Origin of the sequence: Vibrio proteolyticus NBRC 13287, assembly GCF_000467125.1 — a bacterium.
GTDB classification, from domain to species: Bacteria; Pseudomonadota; Gammaproteobacteria; order Enterobacterales; family Vibrionaceae; genus Vibrio; species Vibrio proteolyticus.
Genome location: NZ_BATJ01000005.1, coordinates 208,532 through 224,570, shown reverse-complemented (window position 1 = coordinate 224,570; position 16,039 = coordinate 208,532). Strand labels below are relative to the sequence as shown.

Below are 16,039 nucleotides of genomic sequence, written 5' to 3'. Positions count from 1 at the left end.
TATGACTTACGCTCCGGTAAAAACCGCCGTGATTGGCTACGGCTATTCGGCGAAAACCTTTCACTTGCCTTTCATCAACGCGCTGCCTGAGCTAACGCTGAGTGCGATCAGTTCCAGCCAACAAGCCGCAGTCGCGGCCGATTGGCCGAGCGCGCAATGGTTTGGCGATGCCAATGATCTGCTGGACAACAGCGATGCGGAGCTGGTGATCATCACCGCGCCGAACGATGTGCATTACCCGCTGGCCAAACGCGCGCTGCAAAATGGCAAGCATGTGATCGTTGAAAAGCCGTTCGTGACACGCATTGAAGATGGTGAAGAGCTGATTGCGTTGGCGGCGGAAAAAGGCTTAACGCTGAGCGTGTTCCATAACCGTCGTTGGGATGGCGATTTCCTCACGCTGCAAAAGCTGATGGCGGAAGGGCGTTTGGGCGACATCAAACTGTTTGAATCCCACTTCGACCGCTACCGTCCGGAAATTCGTCAGCGCTGGCGTGAACTGGCGCAAGATGGCGGCGGTATTTTGTTTGATTTGGCGCCGCACCTGCTTGACCAAGCGCTGGCGCTGTTTGGCTTGCCACAAGCGATCAATGCGCAGTGCCGCATGATGCGCCCGGGCGCCACCACCATCGATTACTACAACCTGATCCTGCACTACCCAAATCACTTGGTGCACCTGCATTCAAACCTCTACAGCCCAGAGCCGAACCTGCGCTACAAAGTGCTGGGCAGCCTGGCGAAGTATGAGAAATACGGCCTCGATCCACAGGAAACCTACCTCAAAGAAGGCAAGCAACCGGACAGTCCGCAATGGTCGCAGGAAGAGGCGTCGCTGTATGGTCAGTTACACAGCGAAACGGGATCAGAAACCATTCCGACAGAACTGGGCGGCTATCAGCTCTATTTCAAAGGCGTGGCGGATGCGATTCGTCTCGGCACGGCCAACCCGGTGCCGCCAGAGCAGGCGCTGCAAAACATCGCGCTGATTGAAATGGCGCTGGAGAGCAGCAAAACGGGTCAAACGTTGCGGGTGAAGTTATGAGCCTGACACTGGCCGAGATTGCGCAGCAAGAAGAGGTGCTGCAACTGAGTCATTTTAACCACGATGTGGCGTGGCAATTGGGCTGTGCGCTCAAGCAGATGGCGGAAAGCCAGCAAGTCGCGGTGGCGATCGAAGTGTATGGTTTTGGTCAAACACTATTTCAATACGCCATGCCGGGCACGTGTGCGGATCATCTCGATTGGATGCGCCGCAAACGCAATTCGGTGCTGCGCTATGGCCGCAGTTCCTACTACCTGTCGCTGTACAACGCGCAAAAGCAGCGCGAGTTTGAAACGCAGCCGCATATCGATGCCGCGCAATATTGTGCTCATGGTGGCTCGTTTCCGATTCGAATTGCGGGATCTGGGTTGGTTGGGGCGGTGACGGTTTCTGGCCTCGCTCAACTCGACGATCACCAAATGGTAAGCGATGCGCTACAAAGTGTTTTTCAAGAACAAACACAATGAACAAATAAGCCCCGCGAGGGGCTTATTGCACGTTAAGCGAGCGTCCGACGTATCGAGCTGGTGTTGGCGTACTCATGACTTTATCCAGCAGCGTCATGCTTTGCTCAAAGTAGGGGTTATAGGTTAAGCGGGCATGTATCTTCCCTGGCTCACGATAACCCCATGCTGAGTACCAGACTTCTTTGTCTTGCGCACACAGCCGTTGCAACTCTTCATCCTGACCATTGCTGCAGATCATATTGTGGCCGTTCATACCATATTCGGGATTTTCCGGTGAAAACAGTAGCCCCATATGGGAGCCATTAGAAATCCGCAGATGTGGAATCCTCATGCTAAAACGTACGGCCCGCTGATCGGCCAAGGGCGTTTCCCCTTGCCAAACCAGTACATTGCCGGGATTGGGCATTTTGTTGGTAAAGGTGTTCATCGCATAGTCGGTGCTGATCACGCTGTCACTTTCACTCATGATCATAAATACTGGCCGCTCAAAGCGTGTTTGTGCCAGTTGGTTGCGCACGGTTTCTGAAGTCTGATAGTAGACAACGGCACCGTTCATTGGCAGTGAATTGTAACGCAGGTAATTGTCTTCTGGATCCTGATCCGCCCATGTCATAAACCAACTGGCGATTTCGACCCAGGAGACAATGTCATTGCCGGGCTTAAACGCCGGAGAAAATAACAGCAAACCCTGGATACTTGCATCTTGTAAGGCTTCAGTGGTCACCAAATTGGCACCAGTGGAATAGCCGCCCAGCCAGATTTTATCGGACTCTTGCTTGAGCAACTGGGTGTGGTGATGCACTACGCCCTGCCAATCCTGTTCGGATGGAAGCATCAGATCGCCGACTTTCGAACCGTGACCTGGCAACAGAATCGTGCGCACCAAATAGCCTTTGGTGGCCAGGTGTCGGGCAATATCATCAAAGGAGTAAGGTGAATCTCCCAGTCCATGCACCAACAGCACCGCTTCACCATTGGGTGTGTCTGGACGATATTCATGAGGCAGGTTCAATGCGATTTCGCGTGCATGATCATCGCTGATAAAAAAGCGATGTTGTTCGAGCCACTGACGCGTTTCGTCGACGTACTCGTTGAATGTGGCCTGATTATAAGGGGGCAGCGATGGTGCACTGGAATAACTCGGGTGTTCCGGACTGCTGCTACACCGCTTATTGCGGATGTCACTAAGCCGGCAGCGCCAAGTAGGAACGCTGCCGGTAAAATATGTCGTTTGATGCGGGAGAGTATCGCTGGTCTATTTTTTCGGAACTTCTTCATATTCGCCTTCAATAACGGCGTTCTGCTCTGTGGCGAAATGATAGTTTTGCATCTCTTTCTGGATACGTCGTCCGGTGATCAGCGCGGCGATCGTCAGCGGGATAACCATAATCAGGCTGGCAACCAGAGCAAAAAAGCCGGTGATAATTGTCAGAAACGTGACGATAAGTCTACTCATAATACGTACCTCTCTATCTACAGGTTCAGATTATCAGGGTCAAGATGAACCAAAGATGAACGCTGTTCAGAAAAACAAAAAAGCCGCCCTTCAATGAAGTAGGGCGGCAAGTACGGGGAAAGTAGGTTTATAGTTTTAGTGTTGTGGAGTCTTAAATTTATGCCGATGGATACGTTTTGTAGCGCACACCCATCATCTGTTCCATACAATGCACTACCTGGCAGCTGTAACCGAACTCGTTGTCGTACCAGATGTACAGTACACAGCGGTTGCCCTGAGCGATCGTGGCCGCACCGTCAACCACACCGGCATGGCGAGAGCCCACCAGGTCACTGGATACGATTTCGGTTGAGTCGGTGTAGTCAATCTGAGCGGACAACGAAGAATTTAACGCCATACCACGCAGGAATTCGTTCAGCTCGTCTTTGTCTGTCCCTTTTTCCAGGTTCAGGTTCGCAACGGCCATAGACACATTAGGCGTTGGTACCCGGATTGCGTTGCCGGTAAGTTTGCCCGCGAGTTCTGGTAGTGCTTTTGCAACCGCTTTGGCGGCGCCAGTCGAGGTCAGAACCATGTTCAGTGATGCACTGCGGCCACGGCGTTCACCGGAGTGGAAGTTATCGATCAGATTCTGATCGTTGGTGAACGAGTGCACCGTTTCAATGTGACCTGAAAGCACGCCGTATTTGTCGTTCATCGCTTTCAGAACGGGAGTGATGGCGTTGGTAGTACAGCTAGCGGCTGAAATGATGGTGTCATCTTCACCAATCACGTTGTCGTTCACACCAAAGACCACGTTCTTGATATCGCCCTTGCCTGGCGCCGTCAGCAGTACTTTCGCCGCGCCTTTACTTTGCAGATGCTGGCTCAAACCTTCTGAATCGCGCCAAACACCTGTGTTATCAACGATCAGTGCATTGTTGATGCCGTAAGCGGTGTAGTCGACGTCTTCTGGCTTGTTGGCATAAATAATCTGGATGTAGTTGCCGTTTGCTATGATGGCTTTACGTTCTTCATCGACAATGATGCTGCCGTTGAACTGACCGTGAACTGAGTCACGACGCAGCAGGCTGGCACGTTTCTCCAGATCCCCTTTCTTGCCACCGCGAACCACAATGGCGCGTAAGCGAAGCGGGTAACCAGGGCCACTTTTTTCAATCAGCAGACGGCTGAGCAGACGGCCGATGCGGCCGAAACCGTACAGCACAACGTCACGAGGCTCAGACACGGTTTGGCCATTCATGGCACCGACCAGTGCAGTGTGAATAAAGTCTTTAATACCGTGTGCATCGTCGCGTCCATTCCAGTATTGGTGAGCAAGCTGACCAATATCGATTCGACAAGGAGACAGTTCCATTTCGCTCAGACATTGGATAATTGGTTGAGTTTGCTCAGCAGAAAGAGGGGTGCCGGTGTAACGGCGGGCGACGCGGTGTGCTTTGATGATATCGATGGTGGTAGCGTTAATCAGCGTTTTTCCAAACAGGATAACTTCTACGCCTTTTTGTCGATAAAGCTGGCCAATCAGGGGACAAATGGATTCAGCAATCGTTTGGCTGGTTTGCCAGTCAAGAAGGTGTTTCTCTGGACTCATCGTATGTATAGGACCTTTCACATTATGGGCTGACTCTGCTGACCTGGTAGTTGTAGGGGGAGGTAAGCAGAGGGTTATTAGAATCTGTAATTCTGTTGTAATTTTTATGTGGCAGGATTGTAATGGCTAACATCTTATTCTGCTAGAAAAATTAATTCTGGTGGTTTTTGCTGGATAAGCGCAGAAAGACAACCCATTTACCGTGTTTTTCAATGACTGGCGGCTATTGACAATTTCAGAACTGCAAACTTATTTTTTGTTAAAAAATACTCATTTCTCAGTATCTTTTGTAATTGGTGTAAGTGTGTGGGATTGAGGTTTGGTTTGTGTCACAAATTACGCTTTTTTAGTGAACATGAATGAGTGCAATTAGCCTCGTTTCACTGGAAGTGGTTACGGCGAGCAAAAAAGAGTGTTTTGGCGCTTTAAGAGGCGAGGTTTTCAGCTGTGCAAATCCAATTTCTACTCGTTGAGATGAAAAAGGCTCCGTTAAGGAGCCTTTTCGACACAGTGAATTGATCAGACGTCAATGTGTTCAAGATCGCTTAAGGGAAGCCAATTGACTTTCACGCCGGCCTGAAGAAACATTTCCTGACTCACCATAATCTTATCTCCCCAGCGAGAGAGAAAATCTTCCGTTTGCTCGGGGCAGTGTACGGCCGAAATGCCGGTTTGGATGATTTTGGCGGCACAGTTCGGACATGGAAAATGTGTAACCCAGATTTCACAGCCATCCAAATCTCGTTTGGCGAACAGAATCGCATTTTCCTCAGCGTGCAAAGTTTTCAGGTATTTCATATCCCGATCGTCGGTATTGGCGCTGTCTGAGATACCGTGCGGGTAGCCGTTAAAGCCAACGGATACAATTCGGTTTTGTTTAGTAATGACGGCACCCACTTGTGTGGAAGGGTCTTTACTCCAGGAGCCAACAAGTTTTGCCATTTGGTAAAAGCGTTGTGCCCATTTCGAAATCATTCGTCGTTCCTCTGAATTAGCGGCGTTGTGATTGCTGTGATTGAATTCAGCAATAATATCCTAATTTATTTGGCTTGAGTCCAGAAAAATAGACACTCAGGTCATGAGTACAAGGCGGCAGCAGATAAAAGACTGTGAAGTGCGTCACTGCGTTTTTGGTTGAGGGCAGCATCCTGATGGGTGAATTTGCTCAAGTTCTTGTGCGAGATCTCTTACAAAGGCGTGAGACTACATCGTTATTTTTACCAGACATAGGCGTTGTAATTTATTAAGTTATTGTATTTTAAAGTTTATTTTTTGGTGGTGGTTTTTTATTCGACTGAGTTTGTGAGAAGTCTGAGTTGTCGAAAAATCCCCATCGCCTAATCTTGAAGGTGTCAGCAGGATGCCGACACGGAACAGGAAAGACCCATGGATTGGTCATCTTCAGGAAGAAGATTCGATTATTCAGGATGAATGATTGGCAAGGAAAGCGAAGGACATTGGCTGGAAGCTCAGTAACTAGGATGGTTACACTACGGAAGGTTAATGGACAACTTCAAGGACTGAGGCACGTCTGTCAGGAAGACAGATAAAGGACACCGCTAGGAAGGCGATGATACGGAAAGTGCTGAAGGATGCAGCTTACTATCAGGGAATAGATGCAGGGAGCACCTAAAGTAGCCGGATTGCTGCGAGTAAGAACCGACCCCACCAGGCGAGAGCTTGGTGGGGTTTTCTTTTGTCATAAATTGTTACACTTGCCACTATTGCCTTAGTTTCACCAGGGTGATTTACTACGGATCCCTAAGTAACAGAGGTATAAAAAACTCAATGGACGACCCCTTCAGGCGACTTCACTTCTTCTCGGCTTCCTTATATGCGGAGGCTGAATCATGATAGAACTCTTCTTACAACCCGAAATTCTGGCCGTATTTGCTACTTTGTTTGTCCTTGAAATTGTCTTGGGCGTCGACAACGTAGTGTTTATCTCGGTGCTGTGTGAACGACTTCCCGCTTATCAACGTCGAACCGCACGTAATCTGGGTATTGCGTTAGCTGTCATGGCGCGTATCGTGTTGGTCTTTTCGATATCCTGGGTGATGTCTTTAACTCAACCATTATGGTCTGTCGCCAGTATGACCTTTACCGGACGCGACACGATTATGATCCTGGGTGGTGCCTTCCTATTGGCCAAAAGTGCTAAGGAACTTTGGTCGTGGTTGATGCATGTCGAGTCTGCGCACTCCACTCGAGTTCGTACCGGACTGGCGGTCGTGTTGCTACAGATTGTTGCTGTTGACGCGGTGTTTTCGATGGACTCGGTGATTACTGCTGTCGGCCTGACTTCAGATGTTCCCGTGATGGTCGCGGCGATTCTGGCGTCGGCAGTGGTAATGGCGATGACCGCAGAAAAGATCAATAACCTGGTGACTCGTTACCCGGGCTTCAAAACACTGGCGTTGCTGTTTCTGGTGCTGCTCGGTGGCTTGTTGATGGCGGAAGGCTTTGCCATCCATGTCAACAAAGGTTACGTGTATTTTGCGATGGCGTTTGGTTTGATTCTGGAGCTATGCCATATCCAGATTAAAAAGAAACAGCATCGTGCAGTGGCGATTCGACGTATTCGTCCGATGAGTAAAAATCGTCAAGCCATGCTCGGTTAAATGTGGCTTGAGTAGAGAAGGGAAGCGTAACGCTTCCCTTTTTGTTTTACGCGTATTGTAAATACAAACCCATACATTAAATCGATGGCTGGGGTGGATTTGTACACTGTATTATTGGACGGAACTTAACAATCCTAACGTAGTCAGATGGCTACAGCCTTAATCGTAGATGGAAGTCATTCATGTCCAAACCCTGGATCCTCTCGCTGATAGCGGCCAGCATTGTCGGCGGTGGTGTGTCTCTTTATGTTAACTCCGGCCCTACACCTCAACCCTTTCCGACCATTGGTGTAGAAAAAGGCAGTATTGAAAAGCAAGCCATTGCGGTGGGTAAAATCGTGCCCGCGCACTCGGTATCAATCAAATCACAAATTGATGGCATTGTGGGTGAAATATACGTCCAAGTTGGGCAGAAAGTGACACAAGGTCAGGCTCTGATAAAAGTGCGTCCAAATCCGACGCCCCAAGCTTTGACAGAAGCCTCTACTGCGCTGATGCGCAGTGAAGCGGATTTAGAATCGGCACGTCAGAAATTGGCCAATCTGGAGAGCCTGATCAAACAGAATATCATTCCGCGTAATTATGACGAGTATGTCACCGCCCGATCAGAGGTGAAATCCGCAAGAGCTGACGTGTTACAAAAACGCCAGAATCTGGAACTGATTCAAAGTGGGGAAGCTTCGGTGGGCAATTCCAAACTGACGTCGACCATTTATGCGCCGATTGACGGTACGGTATTGAATCGTAAAGTCGAAGTGGGTGAACCGATTATTTCGACTGAATCCAGTCAGGCGGCGACAGAAATGATGTCGCTGGCGGACATGAACAGCATGGTTTTTAAAGGCAGTGTCAGCGAACATGATGCTGCGCAGTTAACTCCGGGTATGCCGGTCGTGTTGACGGTAGCGCCGTTTCCGGATTTCGAAATACACGGCACACTGACCAAGGTCGCGATCCAGTCGGAAAACCTCAATGCTCCGGCAGACACCTCAGCCAAGAGCTTTGATAACGGCTTTGAGGTGGAAGTGGCCAACCTGCAAATACCGGATACCGTCACGCTACGTTCCGGTTTTTCCTCTACCGCGAAAATCACCCTCAAACAGGCACAGAATGTTCTGACGTTGCCAGAGCGTGCATTGAAGTTTGAGGGGGACACGCCCACCGTCCTGATCCCGGATAACTCTGAACAGGGCTTTCACTCCCAGCCGGTAAAACTCGGTTTGTCGGACGGTATTCAGGTGGAAGTCATTGAAGGCGTCAGTCTGGATGAGCAGATCATTGACAACAGCATGATGGACGCAGTGCATGGGTAACAAAATTTGGCGCCCGGTGCGAGGCATGCTGGTGATGTCAGTGGGGTTGTTGGCCATGCCAAGTTATGCCCTGTCGATTGAAGAGGCCTGGCAGGCGGCGAAACAGTACGATCCATCGTATGAGCAGGCAAAGATCGGAGTTCGTGCCGGTGAAGTGCAAGTTTCCGAGAGTCGCAGTGCGTTATTGCCTTCGATGAATGCTACGGCGTTCACAAGCTGGAATGACAATCACCGAAACGCAACCAGTTATGGGGCGGACATTACTCAGACTATCTGGGACAGCACGCTATGGTCCGGTTTGGATCAGGCACAGGCCAGCTACGTCGCCTCCGAGCTGGAATTGTCAAAAGCACACAATGCGCTGGCTCAACAGCTCATCAGTGCATACCTGGATGTGGCCAGCGCTCAAGGTGACCTACAACTGGCACAGAACAAATTGGCGGAAGGCGATAAGCTGCTGCGGATCTCTGAGAAGCGCTACCGGGCGGGTAAGACGAAGTCGATTGACATCGAAGATATGCGTGCCAACCAGATCTCGGAAAAAGCGGCGATTCTCAGTGCCCAGTCGAGACTGGAAGAAAAGCGCGCTGAATTGGCGGCGCTGATAGACCGTCTGCCTGAACACGTGGATGAGATTCAGACCGATACGCTGGTGGAACCTGCCATGCTGGTCAGCACCAAAACCGAGTGGTTGAAATTGGCCAAAGATAACAGCCCCGAATTGCTGGTGGCGATGCAGAAACTCAAGGTTAGCGAAGTCGCGAGAAAGGTCGCACAAGGCGGTTATTACCCGAAATTGACGGGGAACCTTGGGTATCAGGACGGCGATCGACGTTCAGAGGGCGAGTTCAGTGCCGGGCTATCATTGACTGTGCCGATTGATTTAAACGGTGCGACTCGGGCTAAAGTGGATCAGGCATCATTGACGATTCTCAGTGCTAAGCAAGATGTTCGCAAAGTGGAGATCGACATTCAAAAACGCATTCAACAACAATTCGAGCAAGTCAGGCTCAACTGGCAACAAGTGCTGATGGCCAAAGAGTTGGTTGATTACCGTGCTCGAGTGCTGAGTAGTAAAGAAACACTGTATGACGCGGGGATGGCGCAGGCCTCGGACGTTATTGATGCACACAACGATTTGTTTACGGCCAGAAATAGTCTGCAGCAGAACTTGTATGGCTACTGGCGTCAGCGTATTGGCCTGTTACAAGCCGCCGGTAAACTAGACGATAACACCATCAGCATGATTTCCGGAGCATTGCGTTCATGATCAACGTGCTGCAACAAACCGGACAGACATTAACGGCACACCGAATGAAAAGTGCGCTGGCCGTGATTGCCATATCCTGGGGTGTGATTTCTGTGGTGGTTCTGATGGCGTTGGGAGAAGGTTTTTATCGCCAACAGAGTGCGGCTTTTGCTCTACTGACCAACAGCACTCAGATTGTGGCACCTTCTCAAACCGGTAAACCATGGCAGGGATTAGCGGCACGGCGGACGATTCAAATCTCCGCGGAGCAGGCTAACCGTCTGATGCAAACTGGGTACGTTTCTAAACTGGCGCTGATGTACGAACAGTGGGATGCGGCCGTCACTAACGGCAAAGGTCAGACCCTCACGTCTAATGTTGGCGGTACCGATGACGCATATTTGTCGTTAGCGCAGCTAACTCTGAAGCCGGGAGGCAGGAGATTTACCCCCTCGGATCTCAATAACCACACCCGTGTTGCGATAGTCGGTAACCAGATTGCTCAGATGGGCAAACTGACGGTTGGGGACAGGATTAAGGTCAAGGGTATCCCGTTTTACATCATTGGTGTACTCAGTGATGAAAATTCGGGGATCTCCTTTGGCGATCAGCGTCGTGTGTTGATTCCAAGAACCACCTATCTGGATATCTGGAATGACAAACCAGGGTTGCTGCTGGTTAAGCCCGCACAGGAGATCAATGGCCCTCTGTTGCGCCAGAACCTGTTGCGTTATTTCGCGGGTCAGCTGCATTTCGACCCTAGCGATACGGACGCTATTCATCTGCCCGATCTTAGTGATGGCGCGGATGTGATCAACGGGATATTACGCGGGATCCAGTTATTTCTCGCCGCCAGCGGGGCGATGACCATGGCTGTCGGCGCGTTAGGGGTCGCTAATATTATGTTCCTTTCGGTGACGGAGCGAACCCGTGAAATTGGGGTTCGGTTGGCCATCGGCGCAACGCAAAACTCAGTCATGATTCAGTTCCTTGCCGAAGGGCTCACTCTCGTCGTTGTCGGTACTTTGACAGGCTTGTTGGTCGCTGCAGGGACGGTTCATTTACTGGTTCAACTATCACTACCGGACTGGATGGGAACCCCGGTGATCACGCTAGGTTCGATTGGTGTTTCCATGCTCGTCACTGTCGCACTGGCTTTGATGGCGTCGTATTTTCCGGCCCGCCGTGCGTCGAGACTGACGCCGGTCGTGGCTTTGAGTGCGAGGGTGTGACGATGTTGTTACCGATGCGACAAATTATTCAGGAAATGGCCGCTGAGAAACTGCGCCTGACGCTGACGGTTCTCGCTGTCACCTGGGCGACGTTGTGCATTGCGTCTATGCTCGCGGTTGGAGAGGGGATCCGCCTGAGTGTTATCCGCACGATCCAAAATGGCAATGGCAATCTCTTGTATGTAACGGGTGGGATGGCGAGTATCGACAACGGCGTGTTTCATGAGGGACAACCGCTCAAACTCAAGGTTGATGATAGCGCCGCGTTGCAGGCGTTACCAGCGGTACTCACTGCGCTGCCGAGCGCAGAATGGGATGAGCGACTTTCCGTTGGTGACCGGGGAACGTGGCGCAACCCGATTGCGGTTCCGACGGAATATGCGACCATGACCAGACTGAAGATGATGCCCGGCAGCCGCTGGTTTAATCCGCTCGATCAAAAAGAGCAGCGTAAGGTGATCGTGTTGGGTTATGCCAGCGCGGCGGATCTGTTTAACCCAAATGAAGCGTTTAATTGGTTTGCTGCGGTGAAGCTAAAAGTGAACCCGGTGGGTCAAAAGGTCAAACTCGGATCGGAAGAGTTTACCGTGATTGGGGTACTGGCCAAAAACAGTGCGGATATCGAATGGGGCGATCCGGTGAACTACTCCAGTTTTGTGCCTTTGTCGACCTGGCAACGTTTTCATACAAATGGTGATATCGGCGCGATCAATGTCCAGCCAAGTCAGCATGCCGATCGGTTGGTTTTGGCTGCGACCTTACGTCAGATCCTGGCGCGTAAACATGGAGCCAGTGTGGCCGACGAACAGGCTGTGCAAATCGACGATATGTTTTTAAAACAAAAAAGCATGCAGCAGTTTCTGGTTGGTTTACAAAGCTTTCTTGGCATCATCGGTTTCGTTACGCTGGCTGTAGCAGGCGTGGGTATTGCCAACGTGATGTATGCCACCGTGAAGCGCTCTACCCGCGACATCGGTGTGCGTATGGCGGTTGGGGCGACCCCAACAGCTATCCGGCTGCACTATCTGATTCAGTCCATGCTGACAATGATGTTGGGTGGGGTGATGGGACTTGGAGTGACTTACGCCATGGTATCGGCAATCGGAGCGGTGAATCTGGACGGAAACGTGTTTTACGAGCAACTGGGTAAACCTATTCCCGAGTTGTCCTGGCTGGTGGTGGCGATTGTGATCGCGACACTACTGGTGATTGGTGTTGCTGCAGCCTGGCTACCGGCAAATCGTGCCGCCAGTATTACGCCGTTGCAGGCACTGCAAAGTGAATAAAAAGTTGAACGAAAAATCATGATGTTATCCGACAAACCTTTGGTCAGGCTCAACAATATCTGTAAGTACTACGCTAGCGGTGAAACCGAAGTCCGCGCACTGGATGGGGTTGATCTGACGATAGCGCCGGGCGAGTTTCTGGCGATCCTTGGCCCGTCAGGATCGGGAAAGTCCACGCTGATGAATGTGCTGGGATGTCTGGATCAGCCGACGAACGGTGAATATTATCTGGATGGACAGGATGTTTCGGCGCTGAGTGCTAATGCGCTGGCATCGATTCGCAATCAGAAAATTGGCTTTGTATTCCAGAGTTTCAATTTGCTGGAATACGCGAGCGCGCTGGACAACGTGGCCTTGCCGCTGGTGTACTCCGGAGTTAAAGCGAAAGAACGGCGTATTCGTGCTTCCCGCTTACTTGAGCTGGTCGGGCTGGGTGACAGGCTGGATCACAAGCCGAATCAGCTGTCAGGCGGACAAAAGCAACGTGTGGCGATCGCGAGGGCACTGGTGAACGATCCACACATTATTCTGGCTGATGAACCTACCGGAGCTTTGGATTCAAAATCGGGAGCGGAGATCGAGGCGTTGTTCAATCAACTTCACCAGCAAGGCAGGACATTGATCATCGTGACCCACGACAACGCTTTGGCAGAGCGGACCCGGCGCGTGATCACCATTAAAGATGGCGCGGTGATTTCCGATCGGGCACCTGTGGTGCCAGCTTGAAAATAATAAAAAGGCGAGTGATGACACTCGCCTTTATTCTCAACGCCGGAAATCGACCGGTTCTGAATTTTTAAGGTGAATCTGCGTGACGGTCGGGGCCGTCTCAGCAATCACTTTGCCATGACGTATCGAGTAGCGCACCGGGACCTGACGGCGCAGTGCATCAAAACCACTTTCTGCTGGTAGGATCAACAGACTGCCTGGTTTGCCGACTTCAATGCCGTAGTGATCCTGAATGTTTAACGTGCGGGCGGAGTGGCTGCTGATGAGTTTGAGCGACTCATTGATCTGGTCATAGCCCATCACCTGACACACATGTAGGCCCATATGCAGCACCTGGAGCATGTTGGCGGTTCCGAGAGGATACCAGGGATCGAATACATCATCGTGACCAAAGCAGACATTAATGCCTGCGTTGAGCATCTCTTTCACCCGGGTGACGCCACGGCGTTTAGGGTAATCGTCAAAACGGCCCTGAAGGTGGATATTCACCAGTGGGTTCGCGACAAAATTAATGCCGGACATCCGCAACAATCGGAATAGCCGTGACGCGTAGGCGCCATTATAAGAACCCATAGCGGTTGTATGACTGGCTGTGACCTTATTACCCATGGCGTATTTGTGCGCCAATGCCGCCAGCGTTTCAACGAAGCGGGACTGTTCGTCGTCGATTTCATCGCAGTGTACGTCGATCAGTCGATCGTATTTTTTCGCCAGTTCAAACACATAGTGCAGTGATTCAACACCGTATTCACGAGTGAACTCAAAATGGGGGATTGCGCCGATCACGTCTGCCCCTAGTTTGAGCGCTTCTTCGAGTAACGCTTTGCCATTGGGATAAGAGAGGATACCTTCTTGAGGAAAGGCCACGATCTGTATGTCGACCCAGGGCTTCATCTCTTCCCGTACCTCAAGCATTGCTTTGAGAGCGATCAGAGTGGGATCAGATACATCGACATGCGTCCTGACGTGCTGCACGCCGTTGGCAATTTGCCATTTGAGGGTTTGGGTTGCACGTGTTTTCACATCCTCGATAGAGAGCTGTTCTTTGCGCTCCGCCCAGCGCTCTATGCCTTCAAACAGCGTTCCGGAAATGTTCCAGGCCGGCTCACCGGCCGTTTGCGTGGTATCTAAATGAATGTGTGGTTCACAAAAAGGAGCGACAGCCAGGCCGCCTTTCGCATCAAGGATTTGGCCTGCAAATTCATCACTGTCCGTCGCAGGGTCGATCCGGCTGAAGCAGCCGTTTTCAATCAAGATGTTTTTGAGCGGTTCTTCGCCTTCAAGTCTGGCGTTTTTTATCAGTAATGTTGTCATGACGTGTCCTTATGCCGTCTGCGTTGCGAGTGTTTTTTTGTTGATAATAGGATTGAGTATCAGGTAACTCAATGCCCCGCCCAGTACCGCGTTGACCGGTACCACGCCAGGCAGGAAATGACCTGCAACCACACCGATGATGACAGCGGAGATTGCGGCCCAGTTGATGGTCTGAAACTCTGCGGTCGAGAAATCACGGTAACGCTTACGATTTATCATGAAATCCGCAATGATCACACCACCGATAGGCGGAATAGCCAAAGAAAGAAAGGTTAACCAGCCCACAAAGTTGTTGTACAGCCAAAGCGCACACAGGGTGCCAATCAGGCCATTGAATATAGAAATGAATTTGCTCGGCAGACCGGTAATGTTGGAGAAACCCAGACCGGAGGCGTAGAGCGCGTTGTCATTGGTGGTCCAGATGTTAAGACCGAGGACGATAATGGCAGGCAACAATAACCCCTGTGCCATCATGACTTCAGAAATATCCGACTGACCAGTCACTGAGGCGCCGGCTGCACCGAAAACAAACATCAGTGAGTTACCGATAAAGAACGCGATCATGGTCACCAGGACCGCGCCTGCTGGCTTTTTACCGAAACGAACAAAGTCTGCAGTGAGTGTACCTGCGCTGACAAAGGAGCCGACAACCATGGCCAGAGCAACCGAAAAGTCAATAGGTTGCGTTGGTTGTGTGGTCTGTAGCTCGCTCAAACCGCCCACACTGTTTATGGCTTCAGAAACGGACCAACTCCCCAGAATTGCAATGGCCGGTACCGCTATGGCAGACAGAATCATCAAAGCTGAAATGCCAAAATAGACCGTCGCAGTCATCATTAAACCAGACACGATAATCAGAATATCTGTATCAATACCGGTGGCTTTTTGCACCGGAATCGCAAACATCGCAACTCCGACGCCAAACCAGCCCACTTGCGTTCCACCCAACAAGGCTGAGGGCAGCCATGAGCCTTTAGAACCGAAAGAAAAACGCGCAAGGAGATGGGTGGAGAGGCCGGTTGAAGCGCCGATGTAGCCAAGACAAGACGTGTAAATACCGAGTATGAGATTGCCGATGAGTACAGCAAGGAAGAAGTCGTTGAAACTCAGGCCGGTACCGAGTGAACCGCCGGTCCACATACTTGCGGAGAAAAATGTCAGCCCCAGCATCACCATGGTCAGTGATGCGACTCCTTTTCTGGCCGATACTGGCACCGGACCAAGACTGTAGTTGTTGTCTGCAGCCATTTTTAACCTCCGCTATCTGATTGTCGAAAACTTACGTTACCAAAATCCAGGCAAACGGCGCGTATTATGATGATGTAAAATTGAGAGTCAATGAGTTTATTGCTATTAAAACGTTTGCTTTTATGTTTTGTGATTTTATTTTCTTTTAAAACAAAGATTTGAAATTTTTACTTTTTTGGTTTTTTTAAGGGTGTTGTTGGTGTGTTTGTTCTGTTGAATGCAAATGATGGCGTGTCTTTGGTGATTTTTTTATGTTTTACTTATTCACCGGGTTTATGGTGAAGTTTGGCAAGGATTTTGAACCACTTTTGAGTGATATTACCTGAGGGAATACGGGATGTATGAAATGTGAGCGTGATTTGTTGTGTAAATGCGGGGTATGATTTGATTTTTGATTTTTTCGCTCGTTTTTCTATGCTTTTGAGCGGCTTTTACCGAATTGTAACGTGGTTGTTTGTTTTGGGCGGTGATAAACCAACCGCCCAGAT

At 50.5% G+C, this 16,039-nt stretch carries 14 protein-coding genes; 8 read left to right on the top strand and 6 right to left on the bottom strand.

Annotated features, from left to right (window positions below; translation table 11 throughout):
- The first annotated feature begins 1 nt into the window (after window position 1).
- Both VPR01S_RS08445 and VPR01S_RS08440 read left to right on the top strand, forming a co-directional pair.
- On the top strand, window positions 2-1,042 hold the full coding sequence (locus tag VPR01S_RS08445; protein ID WP_021704898.1) for an oxidoreductase: 1,041 nt from the start codon (window positions 2-4) through the stop codon (window positions 1,040-1,042).
- The gene (locus VPR01S_RS08440) at window positions 1,039-1,509 is read left to right on the top strand and encodes a heme-degrading domain-containing protein (protein ID WP_021704897.1); all 471 of its coding nucleotides are present in this window, start codon (window positions 1,039-1,041) and stop codon (window positions 1,507-1,509) included. The genes VPR01S_RS08445 and VPR01S_RS08440 overlap by 4 nt, the downstream gene beginning before the upstream one ends.
- 22 nt (window positions 1,510-1,531) lie before the next feature.
- Here the strand turns inward: VPR01S_RS08440 and VPR01S_RS08435 are convergent, their stop codons facing one another.
- From VPR01S_RS08435 to VPR01S_RS08420, 4 genes are all read right to left on the bottom strand, one after another.
- Window positions 1,532-2,689, bottom strand: a complete 1,158-nt coding sequence (locus VPR01S_RS08435; protein WP_052035736.1) for an alpha/beta hydrolase — start codon at window positions 2,687-2,689, stop codon at window positions 1,532-1,534.
- Between the two features lie 75 nt (window positions 2,690-2,764).
- Window positions 2,765-2,965, bottom strand: coding sequence for a hypothetical protein (locus VPR01S_RS08430; protein ID WP_021704895.1), 201 nt, complete (start codon window positions 2,963-2,965; stop codon window positions 2,765-2,767).
- A 157-nt stretch (window positions 2,966-3,122) separates the two neighbouring features.
- Entirely contained in the window at window positions 3,123-4,559 is a 1,437-nt protein-coding gene (locus tag VPR01S_RS08425; RefSeq protein WP_021704894.1) for a glyceraldehyde-3-phosphate dehydrogenase, read from the bottom strand.
- 519 nt (window positions 4,560-5,078) lie between these two features.
- Window positions 5,079-5,534 carry a dCMP deaminase family protein gene (locus VPR01S_RS08420; RefSeq protein WP_021704893.1) on the bottom strand — a complete coding sequence of 152 codons (456 nt, stop codon included), beginning with the start codon at window positions 5,532-5,534 and terminating at the stop codon, window positions 5,079-5,081.
- Window positions 5,535-6,409: 875 nt separating this feature from the next.
- Here VPR01S_RS08420 and VPR01S_RS08415 point away from each other — a divergent pair.
- From VPR01S_RS08415 to VPR01S_RS08390, 6 genes are all read left to right on the top strand, one after another.
- Complete coding sequence (locus VPR01S_RS08415; protein ID WP_021704892.1) at window positions 6,410-7,180, top strand: TerC family protein; 771 nt, start codon at window positions 6,410-6,412, stop codon at window positions 7,178-7,180.
- Between the two features lie 182 nt (window positions 7,181-7,362).
- Window positions 7,363-8,493, top strand: a complete 1,131-nt coding sequence (locus VPR01S_RS08410) for an efflux RND transporter periplasmic adaptor subunit (RefSeq protein WP_021704891.1) — start codon at window positions 7,363-7,365, stop codon at window positions 8,491-8,493.
- On the top strand, window positions 8,486-9,763 hold the full coding sequence (locus tag VPR01S_RS08405; RefSeq protein WP_021704890.1) for a TolC family protein: 1,278 nt from the start codon (window positions 8,486-8,488) through the stop codon (window positions 9,761-9,763). Before VPR01S_RS08410 ends, VPR01S_RS08405 begins: the two co-directional genes overlap by 8 nt.
- Window positions 9,760-10,974, top strand: a complete 1,215-nt coding sequence (locus VPR01S_RS08400; RefSeq protein WP_021704889.1) for an ABC transporter permease — start codon at window positions 9,760-9,762, stop codon at window positions 10,972-10,974. The genes VPR01S_RS08405 and VPR01S_RS08400 overlap by 4 nt, the downstream gene beginning before the upstream one ends.
- A gap of 2 nt (window positions 10,975-10,976) precedes the next feature.
- Entirely contained in the window at window positions 10,977-12,260 is a 1,284-nt protein-coding gene (locus tag VPR01S_RS08395; RefSeq protein ID WP_021704888.1) for an ABC transporter permease, read from the top strand.
- Between the two features lie 18 nt (window positions 12,261-12,278).
- Window positions 12,279-12,986 (top strand): ABC transporter ATP-binding protein, encoded by a 708-nt coding sequence (locus VPR01S_RS08390; RefSeq protein ID WP_021704887.1) that lies wholly within the window; start codon window positions 12,279-12,281, stop codon window positions 12,984-12,986.
- Window positions 12,987-13,025: 39 nt separating this feature from the next.
- Here VPR01S_RS08390 and VPR01S_RS08385 read toward each other — a convergent pair whose 3' ends face one another.
- Together VPR01S_RS08385 and codB are read right to left on the bottom strand one after the other, a co-directional pair.
- Window positions 13,026-14,303 (bottom strand): cytosine deaminase, encoded by a 1,278-nt coding sequence (locus VPR01S_RS08385; RefSeq protein ID WP_021704886.1) that lies wholly within the window; start codon window positions 14,301-14,303, stop codon window positions 13,026-13,028.
- Between the two features lie 9 nt (window positions 14,304-14,312).
- A complete protein-coding gene (gene codB / locus VPR01S_RS08380; protein WP_021704885.1) occupies window positions 14,313-15,551 on the bottom strand; it encodes a cytosine permease in 1,239 nt (412 codons plus the stop codon).
- Window positions 15,552-16,039 lie beyond the last annotated feature (488 nt).